The organism is Streptomyces sp. NPDC049687 (assembly GCF_044465285.1).
Classification (GTDB): Bacteria; Actinomycetota; Actinomycetes; order Streptomycetales; family Streptomycetaceae; genus Streptomyces.
The window spans coordinates 67,216-82,755 of the sequence record NZ_JBITLN010000021.1; the positions used below are offsets into that span (position 1 = coordinate 67,216).

A 15,540-nucleotide genomic window follows, 5' to 3' on the forward strand; every position below is an offset into this window, starting at 1 on the left:
GGGTATCCGTACGGGCGAACGCCTGACCCTCCGTTACCCGCGAGTGCAAGTCTGACCAGCGAAAACAAGCCTCGGCGATACTTGTCGGAGAGGCTCGGGCGGGCGAGTCGGGGGCGTGTCGCACGAGCGGGGTCCTACAGACACCCGTCCCATTTTCCTTCACTTGCTGGACCCCTACTCGTTTCGGGAATGGTTGAGGTGATGGTGGAAGGGGGAATGGGGCGAGTGGGGCGGGAGTGCTTGGTCGGGCGGGTGATGAACCCGAGGAGACCCCGACAAGCAGCCCGGCCTCGCCCGAAGGGTGTGAAGGGGCGAGACCGGGTCGATGGTGCGGCGTGGTTCGTGTGGCATTTCTCGGGAGGGTTTCGGCGTGCGGAGATCGCGCGCCGGCCGGGCGGTTTCTCAGTGGATGATGCCGGTCCGCAGGGCCACCGCGACCATTCCGGCGCGGTCGCCCGTGCCGAGCTTGCGGGCGATGCGGGCGAGGTGGCTCTTGACGGTCAGCGCGGACAGGCCCATGGAGACGCCGATCGCCTTGTTCGACTGACCTTCGGCGACCAGTCGGAGCACCTCGACCTCACGGCCGGAGAGCTCGCGGTAGCCGCCCGGGTGGCTCGGGGCACCCGGGGGGCGGCGGTGCAGACGGGCGGCGGCAGCGCCGATGGGGGCGGCACCGGGCCGGGTGGGGAGCCCGAGGTTGGTGCGGGTACCGGTGACGACGTACCCCTTGACGCCGCCGGCGAGGGCATTGCGGACGGCGCCGATGTCGTCGGCGGCGGAGAGGGCCAGCCCGTTGGGCCAGCCCGCGGCGCGGGTCTCCGACAGCAGGGTGAGGCCCGAGCCGTCGGGCAGGTGGACGTCGGCGACACAGATGTCGCGGGGGTTGCCGATGCGGGGACGAGCCTCCGCGATGGACGAGGCCTCGATGACATCGCGCACACCGAGCGCCCACAGATGACGGGTGACGGTGGAACGCACGCGCGGGTCGGCCACGACCACCATGGCGGTGGGCTTGTTCGGGCGGTAGGCGACCAGGCTTGCGGGCTGCTCGAGGAGAACGGACACCAGGCCTCCTGGGTGGGGGACGGAGCCGGTTCGGGGCTTGTGGGGAGGGAGCCGGGACGAACCGTGCTTTCAAGGTCACAGTCGTCTTCGGCAGCGAACCCGGGGGCCTTTAGAAAATGATCACGATCTAGTGAGTAACAATACGTGCAATTCGGACACGCGATCGATCATCCGAAGATCGAATCGGTTTGAGTGGAGGTCGTCCGAGATCGAAAGTGGCCGTATCGACAAAGAGATGGTCAATGAGGGCGGCCAAACGGGTCGATCGCCGTTTCGCCGGCACCCGGTCACCCGGTCAGCGTGCCTGCGGCCCCCGCCGCTGCGGCAGCGTCACCACCGACGCGTCCCCCGGACCGGCCGGCGGCAGCCCCGCCACCTGCGCCAGCAGATCGCACCAGGACGCCAGGTGCGCCCCCGTGTCCGGCGCCCCGCCCCGCCCCTCGCGAGGCGTCCAGGAGGCCCGAATCTCGATCTGCGAGTTGGCCGGGCGCTCCGCGAGACCGCCGAAGTAGTGCGAACTCGCCCGCGTGACCGTCCCGCTCGGTTCCCCGTACGCCAGTCCGCGCGCCTGCAGCGCACCGGTCAGCCAGGACCAGCACACCTCCGGCAGCAGTGGATCGGCCGCCATCTCCGGCTCCAGCTCGGCCCGGATCAGGGTCACCAGCCGGAAGGTGCCGCGCCAGGCGTCGTGCCCCGCCGGGTCGTGCAGCAGCACCAGCCGGCCGTCGGCCAGGTCCTGCTCGCCGTCCACGACCGTCGCCTCCAGCGCGTACGCGAACGGGGCGAGCTTCTTCGGAGCCGGGGCCGGCTCGACCTCGACCTGCGGCCGCAGCCGCGCGGCCCTCAACGCGTCGACGGCGGCCCGGAACGGCGGCGGTACCGGCGGTGCCGTTCCGCTCCCATCGCGGTCCCCCTCGTTCGCCTCGTCCATCCCGCCAGCGCCGTCCGACAGTCGTCCCTGAGCCGCAGCCATGCGGGGAAGATTAAGGGGAACGGGGGCCTCGTGCAGGGCATGACACCCGCGCGGGGGCCGCGGGCGGCTGCGCGCTGGGCGAACACGCGCCCGCGCCGCAAGGGCCGAACGGGTGGGGCCGGCACACATCGGGGGGCGGCTCCGCCGTCCGCACCGCCGTGCGAGACTTGCCGACGTGAGCGTGAACGAGAGCCCCGCGGGCCGGCAGCCGACAGCGACGTCCGACGCAGTCAGAGACTCAGCCTTCCTGAAGGCGTGCAGGCGCGAGCCCGTGCCGCACACCCCCGTGTGGTTCATGCGGCAGGCCGGGCGCTCGCTGCCGGAGTACCGCAAGGTCCGCGAGGGCATCCCGATGCTCGAGTCCTGCATGCGGCCCGAGCTGGTCACGGAGATCACCCTCCAGCCGGTCCGCCGGCACGGCGTGGACGCGGCGATCTACTTCAGCGACATCGTCGTCCCGCTCAAGGCGATCGGTGTCGACCTCGACATCAGGCCCGGGGTCGGCCCGGTCGTCGAGCACCCGATCCGCACCCGCGCCGACCTCGCGCAACTGCGCGACCTCGCCCCCGAGGACGTCTCCTACGTCACCGAGGCCATCGGCCTGCTGACCGCCGAGCTGGGCGCCACCCCCCTCATCGGCTTCGCCGGCGCGCCCTTCACCCTCGCGAGCTATCTCGTCGAGGGCGGCCCGTCCCGCACGTACGAGAACGCCAAGGCGATGATGTACGGCGACCCGGAGCTCTGGGCCGACCTGCTCGACCGCCTCTCCGAGATCACGGCCGCGTTCCTGAAGGTCCAGATCGAGGCGGGCGCGAGCGCCGTCCAGCTGTTCGACTCCTGGGCGGGCGCCCTCGCCCCCGCCGACTACCGCCGCTCGGTGCTGCCCGCCTCCGCGAAGGTCTTCCGCGCGGTCGAGTCCTACGGCGTCCCGCGCATCCACTTCGGTGTCGGCACCGGTGAACTGCTGAAGCTCATGGGCGAGGCCGGCGCGGACGTCGTCGGCGTCGACTGGCGCGTCCCGCTGGACGAGGCCGCCCGCCGGGTCGGCCCCGGCAAGGCGCTGCAGGGCAACCTCGACCCGACCGTCCTGTTCGCCGGCACCGAGGCCGTCGAGGCCAAGACCCGCGAGGTCCTCGACACGGCCGCCGGCCTGGAGGGCCACGTCTTCAACCTCGGTCACGGAGTGATGCCGTCCACCGACCCGGACGCGCTGACCCGGCTCGTGGAGTACGTCCACACGCGGACGGCGCGCTGAGTCACCAGGAGTGCCGGGGCCGCGCCCGCCTGCCGAACAACAGGCCGCGCGGTTCCGGGGGCGGGGGAGTGCCCGGCTTGAGGGGCCAGGCGAGGAGCATGCCGGCGAGGAAGCCGACCACATGGGCGGCGTACGCCACGGTGCCGCCCCCCGAGACCCCTTCCCCGGAGGAGTACACCGCCTGGAGCCCGAACCAGAAGCCCAGCACCAGCCAGGCCGGCAGCCGCAGCGGCAGGAACACCAGGAACGGCACGAGCACCCACACCCTGGCCTTCGGATACAGCACCAGGTAGGCGCCCAGCACCCCCGCGATCGCCCCCGAGGCGCCGATCAGCGGGTCCGTCGAGTCGGCGTTCAGCAGCGCGAAGCCGTAGGACGCCGCGTAGCCGCAGGCGGCGTAGAACAGCGCGAAGCGGACGTGGCCCATGCGGTCCTCGATGTTGTTCCCGAAGATCAGCAGGAAGAGCATGTTGCCCAGCAGGTGCAGCCAGCCGCCGTGCAGGAACATCGCCGTGAAGACGCTCAGCACCGGGTTCTTGTCGTAGTCCGGCGGGCCCAGCGCACAGCCCCCCGCCCGGACCTCTCCCGTGGCGACGAGCTGGGGAAGCTGATGGTGGATCAACTCGCGCGGTACGGCCGCGTAGTGCTCCAGGAAGGCGTGCAGATGGCACGTCTGGGCCAGGCCGCTGTCACCGGCCACGGAGCCGGACAGACCGGGCATGAAGAGGAACACGAGGACGTTCACGGCGATCAGCGCGTACGTCACCACCGGCGTGCGGCGGACGGGGTTCACGTCATGGACGGGGATGACCACAAGGAAGTACTGCCCCCGATCCGTTCGGCGAATCGGTGAACGGGGCCTCGCGGCCGTGCGTATGAAGCGGCAACTGCTCGTGGTCCGGGGAAGGCGGGTCGCGGGGACGACGTGAGGAACAGGCGATGAACGACCGAGTTACTCCCCCCATGCACGCCACGCCCGACGGCGAGGCGGAGATCGCTCTTGTCATCCGGCTGCCCTGGGAGGACGTGGCACGGCTCGGCCAGGAGGCCGGGCGGCTCGCTTCCCAGATGCAGCGGGCGGTGACGCTGGACGAGGCCGTTTCGCACCGGCTGCGGTCACGGCCCGCGACGGCCGCGCACGCGAAGCCGGCGGAGCAGCCTGCCGCGTCGCCGGTCTCCGCTCTGCCGCGGCTCACCGGGACGGCCTGAGGAGCGGTGTCGGCGGGTGCGCGGGGGCCGGTCGCGCCCACGCGGCGGGACCGCACATCGACACGGCCCCGCCCCTTGCCCGGCTGCCCGCGCGCCCTAGGCCTGTAGGCGGATCATGCCGCAGACGCGGGGCTCACCTGCGCCGATGAGTCGGCGTCGGGTTCCTGCGACTTGATCCGCCGGACAGGCCCTAGGAGTCCCGTACCTTCGCCGCGGCCTTGCGGGCCGCTACCAGCACCGGGTCCCACACCGGGCTGAACGGTGGCGCGTAGCCCAGGTCCAGGGCCGTCATCCGGTCCACCGTCATTCCTGCCGTCAGGGCCACCGCCGCGATGTCGACCCTCTTGGCCGCGCCCTCCCTGCCCACGATCTGGACGCCCAGTAGGCGGCCTGTTCGGCGTTCGGCGAGCATCTTGACCGTCATGGGGGAGGCGCCGGGGTAGTAGCCGGCGCGGCTGGTGGACTCGATGGTGACCGTCTCGTACTGGAGGCCCACCCTGCGCGCGTCCTTCTCGCGCAGGCCCGTGCGGGCGATCTCCAGGTCGCAGACCTTGCTGACGGCGGTGCCGACGACGCCGGGGAAGGTGGCGTACCCGCCGCCGACGTTGGTGCCGATGACCTGCCCGTGCTTGTTGGCGTGGGTACCGAGCGCGATGTGGCGTTCCTGGCCGGAGACCAGGTCGAGGACCTCCACGCAGTCGCCGCCCGCCCAGATGCCCTCGTGGCCGCGCACCCGCATCGCGAGGTCGGTGAGCAGGCCGCCGTGCGCGCCCAGGGGCAGGCCGGCGGCCTGGGCCAGCGCGGTCTCCGGGCGGACGCCGATGCCGAGGACGACCACGTCCGCCGGGTACTCGCCGTCCTTCGTGACCACCGCGCGCACCCAGCCGTCCTCGCCGGTGGCCAGTTCGGTGACCTCGGCGTCGTTCACCATGGTGATGCCCAGGCCCTCCATGGCCCGGTGGACGAGGCGGCCCATGTCCGGATCCAGGGTCGACATCGGTTCGCTGCCGCGGTTGACGACGGTCACGTCGTAGCCGCGGTTGATGAGCGCCTCGGCCATCTCCACGCCGATGTAGCCCGCGCCGACGACGACGGCCCGCTTCCCACGCGCGCGTGCCAGCGTGTCGAGGAGTGCCTGGCCGTCGTCCAGCGTCTGCACCCCGTGCACCCCCCGCGCGTCCATGCCCGGCAGGTCGGGCCGGACCGGGCGGGCGCCGGTCGCGAGGACGAGCTTGTCGTACGACGTCCAGGACTCCGCTCCGGAATCGACCTCACGCGCGTGTACCCGCCGCCCGGCCACGTCGATCTCCGTGACCTCGGTGCGCAGCCGCAGGTCGATCCCCCGCGCACGGTGCTCGTCGGGGCCCCGCGCGATCAGGTCGTCCCGGTCGGTGACATCGCCGCCCACCCAGTACGGGATGCCGCACGCCGAGAACGACGTGAAGTGGCCGCGCTCGAAGGCGACGATCTCCAGTTCCCCGGGGCTCCTGAGGCGGCGGGCCTGGGACGCCGCGGACATGCCCGCCGCGTCCCCGCCGATCACGACCAGTCGTTGCATGCTCATGCGAACACGCTACGGGGGAGGCGCATTTCAGTTCCGCCCGGACTCGGTCAGTCCCGCTCGGGCTCGGTCGCCTGGGTCGCCGGGGCCGTCCGGTGGCGGCGCGGGCGCAGCAGCCGGAGCCACGCCAGCACGAGCAGCGCGGCCAGGGCGAGGAACGGCAGCAGCGCGCCGAAGGCGACGGCGATCCAGCGCAGCATCGTCACGAAGGCGTCCCAGCCGCCCGCCAGAGCGTCCACGAACCCGGGGTCCTCGTCCTCGACGGCCTTCTCCACCGGCTTCTCGGACAGGCTCAGCGTGATGGTCGCCAGGCTGGTGCGGTCCTTCAGGGACGCCTGCTGGGCGAGCAGCGCCTCCAGGTCGGCCTCCCGGCGGCTCAGCTCGCCCTCCAGGGTGACCACGTCGCTCAGCTTGGCGGCCCGGTCCATCAGTTCACGGACCCGGGCGACGCTGGCGCGCTGCGACTTGATCCGGCTGTCGACGTCGACGACCTGGCCGGTGACGTCCTGGGCCTTCGCGGTGCGCTCCAGCAGCTTGCCCGCGCCCTGGAGATCGGCGAGGACGTCGTCGTACCGCTCGACGGGCACCCGCAGCACGACCCGGGTGTGCTCGGTGCCGTCCTCGTTCCGGGTGGTGCTCTCGTTCCCGATGTAGCCGCCCGCGTTCTCGGTGGTGGATCGGGCCTCGTCGAGTGCCTTCGGGACGTCCTTGACCTGCACGGTCAGGGAGGCGGTGCGGATGATGCGGTTGGCGGTGGGGAGCGGCGCCGAGGGGGCTTTCGCGCCGCTCGCCCCGGCGCCCTCCCTGGCGCCCGCCTGCGCTTCGGACCCGCCGACGGCGGCCTTGTCGTCGGCGCTGGTGGCGCCGGAGTCCGAGGAGTCCGCGCCGCTGCATCCGGTGAGCGCGAGGGCGGTGGCGAGCAGGATCCCGGCCAGGGTGTGGACCGGCCGTACGGAACGTCGTGTGCGCATGTGGGCGTGCCCCCCGAGGGTCGTGGCGACGACTGACGTTCCTTGGACGCCGGGGCGGGCCGGGACGTTGGCGGTGGACGGTTCCGAAGCGGTCACGGTCGGGACTCGACAGGGCCACATGGCCCTGGCCGGAGCGTCGGTGGGGTCTGAGAGAGTGGGGACATGAGCGCAACGGGTACGGGTGCGGGGCAGCACGTCGTCGTCGTCGGAGCCGGCATCGCGGGGCTGGCCGCGGCCCACCGGCTGCTGGAGCGCGGGGCGCGGGTGACCGTGCTGGAGGCGTCGGAGCGGGTGGGCGGCAAGCTGCTGCCGGGCGAGATCGCGGGCGTGCGCGTGGACTTGGGCGCCGAGTCGATGCTGGCCCGCCGCCCCGAGGCGGTCGCCCTCGCGCGCGAGGTGGGTCTCGCCGGTCGCCTCCGGGCGCCGGCCACCGCGACGGCCTCGATCTGGACCCGCGGCGCCCTGCGCCCCATGCCCAAGGGCCATGTCATGGGCGTCCCCGGCACGGCGACCGCCCTGTCCGGCGTGCTGTCCGACGAGGGCCTCGCCCGTATCGAGCGCGACGCCGACCTGCCGCGCACGGAGGTCGGCGAGGACGTGGCGGTCGGCGAGTACGTGGCGGCCCGCCTTGGCCGCGAGGTCGTCGACCGTCTGATCGAGCCGCTGCTCGGCGGGGTGTACGCCGGTGACGCCTACCGCATCTCGATGCGCTCGGCCGTACCGCAGCTCTTCCAGGCGGCGAGGACCCACACCTCGTTGACGGAGGCCGTCCGCGAGATCCAGGCGAAGGCGGCCGCCAGCCAGCAGACCGGGCCCGTGTTCATGGGCGTCGAGGGCGGTGTGGGCGCGCTGCCCCTCGCGGTCGCGGAGTCCGTCGAGGCGCGCGGCGGGGAGATCCACACGCGTGTGCCGGTGACCGGGCTGCGCCGGGAGCCGGCCGGCGGGTGGCAGGTGACCGCCGGAGACCGGGTCCTGAGCGCCGACGCCGTGGTCGTGGCCGTGCCCGCGCCCGTCGCCGCCGGGCTGCTGGCCGCCGAGTCCCCGGCGGCCGCCGCCGAGCTGCGCACCGTCGAGTACGCCTCGATGGCCCTGGTCACCCTCGCCTACCGCCGCTCCGACACCGTCCTCCCCGAGGGCAGCGGCTTCCTGGTGCCGCCCGTCGACGGCCGCACCATCAAGGCGTCGACGTTCGCCTCCCAGAAGTGGGGCTGGATCGCCGACGAGGACCCGGACGTGATCGTGCTGCGCACCTCCGTCGGACGGTACGGCGAGACGGAGATCCTGCGACGGGACGACGCGGACCTCGTCGATGTCTCCCGGCACGACCTGCGGGAGGCCACCGGCCTGGACGCCACCCCGCTGGAGACCCGTGTCACCCGCTGGACGGACGGCCTGCCCCAGTACCCGGTCGGCCACCACGCGCGCGTGGCCCGCATCCGCGAGCACCTCGCCAAGCTCCCCGGCCTCGCCGTCTGCGGCGCGCAGTACGACGGCGTCGGCATCCCGGCCTGCGTCGCGAGCGCCCACGCGGCGGTGGACCAGCTCGGCGGCGACCTGAGCGCCGTGGAGGAGCTCACCGCCCACCCGGTGCAAAGCATGCACGGCGGAGCAGGAGAATAAGAACCATGAGTGACGACGCCCCCACCACCGAGTCCGGCAGGATCCCGAACAAGGGCAAGCTGGCCAAGGACCTCAACGAGGTCATCCGCTACACGCTGTGGTCGGTCTTCAAGCTGAAGGACGTGCTGCCCGAGGACCGCGCGGGCTACGCCGACGAGGTCCAGGAGCTGTTCGACCAGCTCGCCGCCAAGGACGTGACGATCCGCGGCACGTACGACGTGTCCGGTCTGCGCGCCGACGCCGACCTCATGATCTGGTGGCACGCCGAGACCAGCGACCAGCTCCAGGAGGCGTACAACCTCTTCCGCCGCACCAGGCTGGGCCGCGCCCTGGAGCCGGTCTGGTCGAACATGGCGCTGCACCGCCCCGCCGAGTTCAACCGCTCGCACATCCCGGCGTTCCTCGCCGACGAGACGCCCCGTGACTACGTGAGCGTCTACCCCTTCGTGCGCTCCTACGACTGGTACCTGCTGCCCGACGAGGACCGCCGCCGCATGCTCGCCGACCACGGCAAGATGGCCCGCGGCTATCCCGACGTCCGCGCCAACACCGTGGCCTCGTTCTCGCTGGGCGACTACGAGTGGATCCTCGCCTTCGAGGCCGACGAGCTGTACCGCATCGTCGACCTCATGCGTCACCTGCGCGCCTCGGAGGCCCGCATGCACGTCCGTGAGGAGATCCCGTTCTTCACGGGCCGCCGCAAGTCGGTGGCCGAACTGGTCGCCGGTCTGGCCTGACGCCCCGAGGGGCGCGGGGCCGGATCGATGTGCGGCTCCTCCGCGCGGGCGCACCAGCCACGACCGACCCGCAGCCGGCGTCAGTGATCAGCCGTCGGCTGCGGTTGCGCGTGGCCCCCGCAGGCGGCGCGCCGCGCCGGCAGCCGGTCCTGCAGCAGATACGCGTCGAGATGCCCGTTGACGCACTGGTTGGGCCCGCCCGCGATGCCGTGGGTGCCGGCGTCGCGCTCCGTCACCAGCACCGAGCCCGACAGGCGGCGGTGCAGTTCGAGAGCCCCGTCGTACGGCGCGGCGGCGTCCCGCTCGGCGGCGAGGATCAGCGTCGGCGGCAGCTCACCGGGTCCGGTCCGCACATCGACAGGCCGCTGACGCGGCGCGGGCCAGTACGCGCACGGCAGGTTCGCCCACACGTTGTCCCAGGTCTCGAACGGCGCCACGCGCGCGAGCCGCGTGTTGTCGCGGTCCCACACCTTCCAGTCCGTCGGCCAGGGCGCGTCGTTGCACTCCACGGCCGTGTAGACGGCGGAGGAGTTCTCCGCCTCCGCGGCGGCCTCGGTCACCGGCCCGGCCTGTGCGATCAGCTCCTCCGGGTCGCCCTTCAGGTAGTCCGACAGCGCCCGCGCCCGGTGCGGCCAGTAGTCGTCGTAGTAGCCGGCCTGCAGGAACGCGCTCTGCAGCTGCCCCGGCCCGACCTTGCCGCCGGCCGGCTCCGCCGCCAGCCGGGCCCGGGCCCGCTCGTAGCTGCGCAGCACCTTCCGGGCCGTGTCGCCGAGCCCGTACACCTTGTCGTGCCGGGCGATCCACTCCCGGAAGTCGGCCCAGCGGCTCTCGAACGCCACCGACTGGTCGAGGTTGTTGCGGTACCAGATGTGCGCCGGATCCGGGTTCACCGCCGCGTCGAACACCATGCGCCGTACGTGCGAGGGGAACAGCGTGGCGTACACCGCCCCGAAGTAGGTGCCGTAGGACGCCCCCATGAAGTTCAGCCGTTCCTCGCCCAGCGCGGCCCGCACCACGTCCAGGTCGCGCGCGTTGTTCAGCGAGTTGTAGTGCTGGAGGGAGCCGCCGGCCCGCTCGGCGCAGCCGCGCGCGTACGCCTTCGCCTCGGCGATGCGCTCCCGCTTGTACGACTCGGAGGGGTGAGTCGGCGCGGGGGAGGGGCCCTTGAAGAAGTGCTGGGGGTCCTGGCAGGACAGGGGAGCGGAGCGGCCGACACCGCGCGGGTCGTAGCCGACAAGGTCGTAGGCCGCCCCGATGCGCTTCCACTCCGGGAGCAGGCCGATCAGCGGGAAGTACAGGCCGGAGCCGCCCGGACCGCCGGGGTTGAAGACCAGGGCGCCCTTGCGGGGCACCCGGTGCTTGCTGTTGTGCGGGTCGCGGTGGGTGGCCTCGACCCGGCTGACGGTCAGCTTGATCTGCTTGCCGTCCGGCCGCGCGTAGTCGAGCGGGACGCCGACCGTGCCGCACCGCATGCTGCCGGGCAGGTCCTGTGCGTCGGAGCACGTCCCGAAGTCGATGCCCTGCGCGGCGGCCCGCGCGGCGGCGAGCGCGACACCGGCGGAAGGACCCGCGGCGCCCGGTGATCCCGGGGATCCCGGTGTGCCGCCCGCCGGGGCGGCGGAGAGGGTGGTCAGGAGCAGGGCTCCTGTGGCCGAGTAGAGGGCGGCGGCTCTCATTCGCGAGTCCCTTCGGTGCGCGGCGGCGACAAAAGGGATGTTTCGTACGGTTGCGGGGGAAGGCAAGCACCACCCCCCGGTGTCGGCGTCAATGCTCCAAGTGCGCCCCCGGGGAGGCGAACGCGCCCGTCGGGTCTACTGCTCCCGGTGCGCGAAGGCCGCCCGAAGATCCGGCTCGCCGACCGCGCGGATCCCGAGGACGGCGACGGAGGTCAGATACGACCGGTCGTCAGCGGTGCCGCCCGCACCGCCGGTGCCGTCGGCCCGCCGGGCCAGGGCACCCAGCAGCCGCTGTCCGGCCGGGGAGGCCCAGCGCGCGTACGGGTGCACCTCGACCCGCGCTATGGCCAGACAGCTCATCGTGAGCGCCAGCGGCAGCGCGAACCACAGAGCGACCAGCCCGCGCGGCATATCGGTGCCGCCCGTCGGCATCAGCAGCGCCACCGCGCCCACCGCCAGCACGAACACCGCCGCCAGCCGTACCTGCCGCACCCCGGCCGCGACCGTCGTACGGGCCCCGTCGGGCACCGCCAGGCCGGCGCTGACCAGTCGGTCGGCGAGGCCGCGCACCGCGTCCGCGGCAGCCGCCGCGGCCCGCGCCGGCGCGATGCGGGACTGCCCCCCGGGCCCGATGGCCCCGATGACCGACCGCTCCATCTCGTCGCGCCCGCGCGGGTCCACGACGGTCGCCCAGCCGGTGTGCGCGAGCAGCAGCCGCCGCTGCCGTGCCATCGACACCATGGTCAGGTCGGCGACCCGGCCCGGTCCGCCGGACAGGAACGCCGCCTCGTAGAGCGTCAGGTCATGCCCCCGACCCGCGATGGCGTCCCCGGTGTCCACGGCCGCCGCACGTACGGCGGCCAGGCGCAGCCGGGTGCACGCCGCGCCCGCGACGCCCCAGGACAGGAGCAGGAGAAGGACCCAGAACATGCCACGTTTCTATGCCGTATACACGGGAAAACGCCATGCCTTGTTCATCATCCGGACCGAGCGTTGTGGGTATGTGACGTTCCGCTTGGCTCAGGAGGCGGCGGGCAGCGGGCTGGAGGCCGCCGGCGGCAGGGTGTGGCTCGGATACGGCGACGGCGTCACCGGCACGACGGTCCCCGGGCCGGCCGCGGGCGTGGGGGTGCCGGTCGCCGTCAGATCCCGGGCCAGCGCGTCGAAGTCGACGTACCCGGTGGCCTCCAGGATCCTGATGTGGTCCAGGACGGTCGTGTTGGCGTCGTCGGCCAGTGCGCGCACCAGCGAGTTCTGGGTGCCGGCCCGCACCTGTGCGACGAGGGAGAACACCCGGCCGTGCGCGAGCCGCAGGATGTTGGCGAACTTCCGGTCGAAGTCCACGCCCTGTGCCGCGTTCAGCTCCGCCAGCCAGCCCTTCTGCTGGTCGTTGGGCTCGTTCGGCAGGCTCAGCCCCAACTTGGCGGCCACGTCGCGCACCCGCTGGTCCAGAAGGGTGTGCCCCTCGACGAGATGCTGCCCGGCGGTCCGTACGGCCTCGGTCGTGCCCTTCTGCTGGGCCTGCTGCCCGGCGGGCAGTTCCCACAGCCCGGCCAGCCGGACCTTCGTGATGAACTCCTGGTCGAGCGCGGACAGCGGCCCGTACTGCGTCGCCACGGTCTGCGCGTTCAGCACGTCCGCTCCCGCCGACGGCTGGTCGGTGTAGGTCCAGACCGGGTAGATCAGCGCCACGAGGGTCGCGGCCAGCCCCGTGATGATGATCCCGGTGCCACTGAAGATGCCTCTCCCCTGGACGGGTGGGCGCGGTCGCATGGTGCCTCCTGCTTGCGGCACCGCACACTTGTGCGTTTCGAGTGCGGGAAAGGCAATATTACTGTGTCCGCGACGCCAAGTTCCGTTCAGAGGTGAAGGGTTCATCACGGGCATTGTGGGCGAATGGGGGCGCTTTCCCGATCGGCATAAGCGTCAGAAGCGATATGAACCATGACACTTGAATGGCTGTAGCGGGCACGGGTGTTAGCCCGGGCACACCGGAGGGCGCACGGCCGCGGACCCGCACCTAACGCCGGATCAGCGACCGGCCCATCCGCTCCAGCGCCAGCCGCGACCGTGACCGCGGCGCCGGCCCCGACCGGTCCAGCCACCAGGTACGCAACTCCCGCCGCGCCCGCCCCTCCTCCAGCCGCCCGCCCAACAGCACCTGCTCCGCGAAGTCCAGGGCGTCCTGCCGGTAGCCTCCGCGCATCGGATGGCCGTGGGCGTACGCGAGGAACGCCGGACGGTACCCCTCACCGAGGATGACCGGCAGCTCCGGTGCCACCTTGGCCACGACCCCGGCGCGCTTGGCCGCCAGCGCCCGCGCCTGCACGCCGAGCCGCACCCGGTCGAAGCCCTCCGGCACCGGTGTCCCCGCGACCAGCGCGGACAGCAGCGCGGCCTGGGCGAGCCCGAGACGCTGCCGGGTGGCCTCACCGGCGGCGGGCACCGCCGCCTCCACACCCCCGACGGGCCGACCCGGCACCGCCGCCTCCACACCCCCGACGGGCCGACCCGGCACCGCCGCCTCCACACCCCCGACGGGCCGACCCGGCTCCGCCGCCGCCCCTGCCCTCGCGTCCCGGCCGAGCCGTATCAGCTCCTGCTTCACCGCACGCCGCTCCCCGTCCCGTACCGCCTCCCGGATCGCGCTCAACTCCCCTTCCATCTCAGCGGGTTCGGGGAAGTTCTCGTCGCGCTCCAGCAGCACCCCGGGCGGCGACACCCGGGACGCCAGGTCGGTCAGGATGTCGAGGACCGGGCGCGGGACGGGGTGGGCGTGGCTGTCGTGCCAGACGCCGTCCCGTTCGAAGCCGCCCGCGACATGGACGTACGCGATGGCCTCGACGGGGAGCTCGGCGAGCGCCTTGGCGGGGTCCTCGCCGCGGTTGACGTGGTTGGTGTACAGGTTCGCCACGTCGATGAGCAGCCGTACGCCGGTCCGCTCGGCCAGCTCGTACAGGAACTGTCCCTCGGTCATCTCCTCGCCCGGCCACGCGACGAGCGCGGCGATGTTCTCGACGGCGAGCGGCACGGGCAGCGCCTCCTGCGCGATGCGTACGTTCTCGCAGAGCACGTCGAGGGCGTCCCGGGTGCGCGGCACCGGCAGCAGGTGGCCGGCCTCCAGTCGCGGGGTGGCGGTCAGCGGGCCGCCCGCGCGGACGAACGCGATGTGCTCGGTGACCAGGGGGGAACCCAGCGCCTCGGCCCGCTCGGCGAGCGCCGTGAGCCGCCCCTCGTCCGGCCGCTCGGCCCCGCCCAGCCCCAGCGACACCCCGTGCGGCACCACGGTGACCCCCCGCTCACGCAGCCGCACCAGCGACTGCGGAAGGTGCCCGGGGCAGGTGTTCTCCGCCACGACCTCGACCCAGTCGATGCCCGGCATCCGCTCCACGGTGTCCGCGATCTCCGGCCGCCAGCCGATCCCCGTCCCCAGTCGCGCCATGGTCCCCGCCTCCTTCGGTCCCCCCGGTGGTGACGGGGGTATGACCCCACCACCGTCCGCCGAACCGCCCGGGCGCCAGGTTCAGAGCAACATTTGAGGTTCAGCGCAGCGAGGGGTGATCCGCGACCACGGTGCAACTCCCCGGCGCTATCTCGGTGAAGCCCGCGTCCCGCACCAGCGGCAGCCCGCTCGCCGTCAGCTCCCGCCACCGCTGTGCCCCGGCGGTCCGCACGGCGAGCGGAAACCCGGCCTCGCGCCAGGCGTCCCGCTCCTGCTCCGACAGCTCCCACCAGGCCAGCTGCGCACCGTGCCCGGCCTGGGCCATCGCCTTGCCCGCCGACATTTCGAGGTCGGGATTCAGCCAGATCACCGGCGCGGACGGGTCGGCCTCGACCGGCGGCTCCGGATCGTCCAGATCGGTCCCGGAGACCTGCAGCTTCGCCAGCTCCTTCGGCCACCCGTCCAACGGTACGGGCGGAAACACCCGCACCTCGGCCGCCTTCCCGGTGACCGTGATCCCGGGCAGCGCCTCGGCCCGCCGCCACTCGCCACCACGAGCCCGCCGCACGACCTTCCGAATCCGGGCGTCCTGCCAGTCCCGCACGGCCTGCGCCCACTCGCCCTCGCCGACGGAGCGCTCGTCACTCAGCATGACGAGGACGGCGCGAGCGGCCGTCTCCAGGGCATCGGTACGGGCGGGCGGCGCGGTCCTCTCCATCCGCACGACCAGGGGCAGCACGAACTGGGGCGCCGAGTCGCGCGCGCTCGGCTCGGACCGGAAGGGACTGTCGCCGGGCGACTGATGATCAGGGCTCACACCGGCCAACCTACGACAAGATGCTCCTCATGGAACGCGATCTACGCCTGACGTAGGCCGCCGCTACGGCATACGCGGCCCAGGGTCCTCCGCAACGCGCCCCCGGAACCGGCGCCGGCCAGTCCACCCTAAGTCCACCCTCCCGCGCCTCCTGCCTCCCCGGTACGGCGCCCGGCCGCGTCGATCAAGCCGTAGGCGTCCTCACTCGTACCTG

14 protein-coding genes are annotated in these 15,540 nt (G+C 72.8%); 4 read left to right on the plus strand and 10 right to left on the minus strand.

From position 1 onward, the window contains the following. Positions 1–402: 402 nt before the first annotated feature. Both ACIBVL_RS39695 and ACIBVL_RS39700 read right to left on the minus strand, forming a co-directional pair. Positions 403–1,065, minus strand: coding sequence for a response regulator transcription factor (locus ACIBVL_RS39695; RefSeq protein ID WP_332883095.1), 663 nt, complete (start codon positions 1,063–1,065; stop codon positions 403–405). A 295-nt stretch (positions 1,066–1,360) separates the two neighbouring features. Next, on the minus strand, positions 1,361–2,038 hold the full coding sequence (locus tag ACIBVL_RS39700) for a DUF3000 domain-containing protein (RefSeq protein ID WP_399105505.1): 678 nt from the start codon (positions 2,036–2,038) through the stop codon (positions 1,361–1,363). A gap of 175 nt (positions 2,039–2,213) precedes the next feature. Here ACIBVL_RS39700 and hemE point away from each other — a divergent pair, with 175 nt between their 5' ends. Further along, positions 2,214–3,293 carry a uroporphyrinogen decarboxylase gene (gene hemE / locus ACIBVL_RS39705; RefSeq protein ID WP_399105507.1) on the plus strand — a complete coding sequence of 360 codons (1,080 nt, stop codon included), beginning with the start codon at positions 2,214–2,216 and terminating at the stop codon, positions 3,291–3,293. 1 nt (position 3,294) lies between these two features. Here the strand turns inward: hemE and ACIBVL_RS39710 are convergent, their stop codons facing one another. Then, positions 3,295–4,107 carry a rhomboid family intramembrane serine protease gene (locus tag ACIBVL_RS39710; RefSeq protein WP_399105509.1) on the minus strand — a complete coding sequence of 271 codons (813 nt, stop codon included), beginning with the start codon at positions 4,105–4,107 and terminating at the stop codon, positions 3,295–3,297. A 125-nt stretch (positions 4,108–4,232) separates the two neighbouring features. On the opposite strand from ACIBVL_RS39710, the gene ACIBVL_RS39715 reads away from it, so the two are divergent. Then, the gene (locus ACIBVL_RS39715; RefSeq protein ID WP_399105511.1) at positions 4,233–4,502 is read left to right on the plus strand and encodes a hypothetical protein; all 270 of its coding nucleotides are present in this window, start codon (positions 4,233–4,235) and stop codon (positions 4,500–4,502) included. A gap of 190 nt (positions 4,503–4,692) precedes the next feature. Here the strand turns inward: ACIBVL_RS39715 and ACIBVL_RS39720 are convergent, their stop codons facing one another. Both ACIBVL_RS39720 and ACIBVL_RS39725 read right to left on the minus strand, forming a co-directional pair. Beyond that, positions 4,693–6,066, minus strand: a complete 1,374-nt coding sequence (locus ACIBVL_RS39720; RefSeq protein ID WP_399105513.1) for an FAD-dependent oxidoreductase — start codon at positions 6,064–6,066, stop codon at positions 4,693–4,695. A 47-nt stretch (positions 6,067–6,113) separates the two neighbouring features. Continuing rightward, positions 6,114–7,034, minus strand: a complete 921-nt coding sequence (locus ACIBVL_RS39725) for a DUF4349 domain-containing protein (protein ID WP_399105576.1) — start codon at positions 7,032–7,034, stop codon at positions 6,114–6,116. A gap of 162 nt (positions 7,035–7,196) precedes the next feature. Between ACIBVL_RS39725 and hemG the strand changes: the two genes are divergently transcribed. Together hemG and hemQ are read left to right on the plus strand one after the other, a co-directional pair. Beyond that, the gene (hemG, locus tag ACIBVL_RS39730; protein WP_399105515.1) at positions 7,197–8,654 is read left to right on the plus strand and encodes a protoporphyrinogen oxidase; all 1,458 of its coding nucleotides are present in this window, start codon (positions 7,197–7,199) and stop codon (positions 8,652–8,654) included. 5 nt (positions 8,655–8,659) lie between these two features. Further along, positions 8,660–9,391, plus strand: a complete 732-nt coding sequence (gene hemQ / locus ACIBVL_RS39735) for a hydrogen peroxide-dependent heme synthase (RefSeq protein WP_399105517.1) — start codon at positions 8,660–8,662, stop codon at positions 9,389–9,391. 80 nt (positions 9,392–9,471) lie between these two features. Here the strand turns inward: hemQ and ACIBVL_RS39740 are convergent, their stop codons facing one another. From ACIBVL_RS39740 to ACIBVL_RS39760, 5 genes are all read right to left on the minus strand, one after another. Further along, complete coding sequence (locus ACIBVL_RS39740) at positions 9,472–11,067, minus strand: alpha/beta hydrolase (RefSeq protein ID WP_399105519.1); 1,596 nt, start codon at positions 11,065–11,067, stop codon at positions 9,472–9,474. 135 nt (positions 11,068–11,202) lie between these two features. Continuing rightward, positions 11,203–11,997, minus strand: a complete 795-nt coding sequence (locus tag ACIBVL_RS39745) for a TIGR04222 domain-containing membrane protein (protein ID WP_399105521.1) — start codon at positions 11,995–11,997, stop codon at positions 11,203–11,205. 90 nt (positions 11,998–12,087) lie between these two features. Then, on the minus strand, positions 12,088–12,840 hold the full coding sequence (locus ACIBVL_RS39750; RefSeq protein ID WP_399105523.1) for a DUF4142 domain-containing protein: 753 nt from the start codon (positions 12,838–12,840) through the stop codon (positions 12,088–12,090). Between the two features lie 247 nt (positions 12,841–13,087). Continuing rightward, positions 13,088–14,509, minus strand: a complete 1,422-nt coding sequence (locus ACIBVL_RS39755; RefSeq protein WP_399105525.1) for a DUF692 domain-containing protein — start codon at positions 14,507–14,509, stop codon at positions 13,088–13,090. A gap of 100 nt (positions 14,510–14,609) precedes the next feature. Further along, on the minus strand, positions 14,610–15,335 hold the full coding sequence (locus tag ACIBVL_RS39760) for a peptidyl-tRNA hydrolase (RefSeq protein WP_399105526.1): 726 nt from the start codon (positions 15,333–15,335) through the stop codon (positions 14,610–14,612). Between the last annotated feature and the right edge of the window lie 205 nt (positions 15,336–15,540).

Bases quoted from the DNA above. Each gene is read 5' to 3' on its own strand.
- ACIBVL_RS39700 (WP_399105505.1), bottom strand. From the start codon at position 2,038: ATGGCTGCGGCTCAGGGACGACTGTCGGACGGCGCTGGCGGGATGGAC.
- ACIBVL_RS39715 (WP_399105511.1), top strand. From the start codon at position 4,233: ATGAACGACCGAGTTACTCCCCCCATGCACGCCACGCCCGACGGCGAG.
- ACIBVL_RS39720 (WP_399105513.1), bottom strand. From the start codon at position 6,066: ATGAGCATGCAACGACTGGTCGTGATCGGCGGGGACGCGGCGGGCATG.
- ACIBVL_RS39725 (WP_399105576.1), bottom strand. From the start codon at position 7,034: ATGCGCACACGACGTTCCGTACGGCCGGTCCACACCCTGGCCGGGATC.
- hemG (WP_399105515.1), top strand. From the start codon at position 7,197: ATGAGCGCAACGGGTACGGGTGCGGGGCAGCACGTCGTCGTCGTCGGA.
- hemQ (WP_399105517.1), top strand. From the start codon at position 8,660: ATGAGTGACGACGCCCCCACCACCGAGTCCGGCAGGATCCCGAACAAG.
- ACIBVL_RS39740 (WP_399105519.1), bottom strand. From the start codon at position 11,067: ATGAGAGCCGCCGCCCTCTACTCGGCCACAGGAGCCCTGCTCCTGACC.
- ACIBVL_RS39745 (WP_399105521.1), bottom strand. From the start codon at position 11,997: ATGTTCTGGGTCCTTCTCCTGCTCCTGTCCTGGGGCGTCGCGGGCGCG.
- ACIBVL_RS39750 (WP_399105523.1), bottom strand. From the start codon at position 12,840: ATGCGACCGCGCCCACCCGTCCAGGGGAGAGGCATCTTCAGTGGCACC.
- ACIBVL_RS39755 (WP_399105525.1), bottom strand. From the start codon at position 14,509: ATGGCGCGACTGGGGACGGGGATCGGCTGGCGGCCGGAGATCGCGGAC.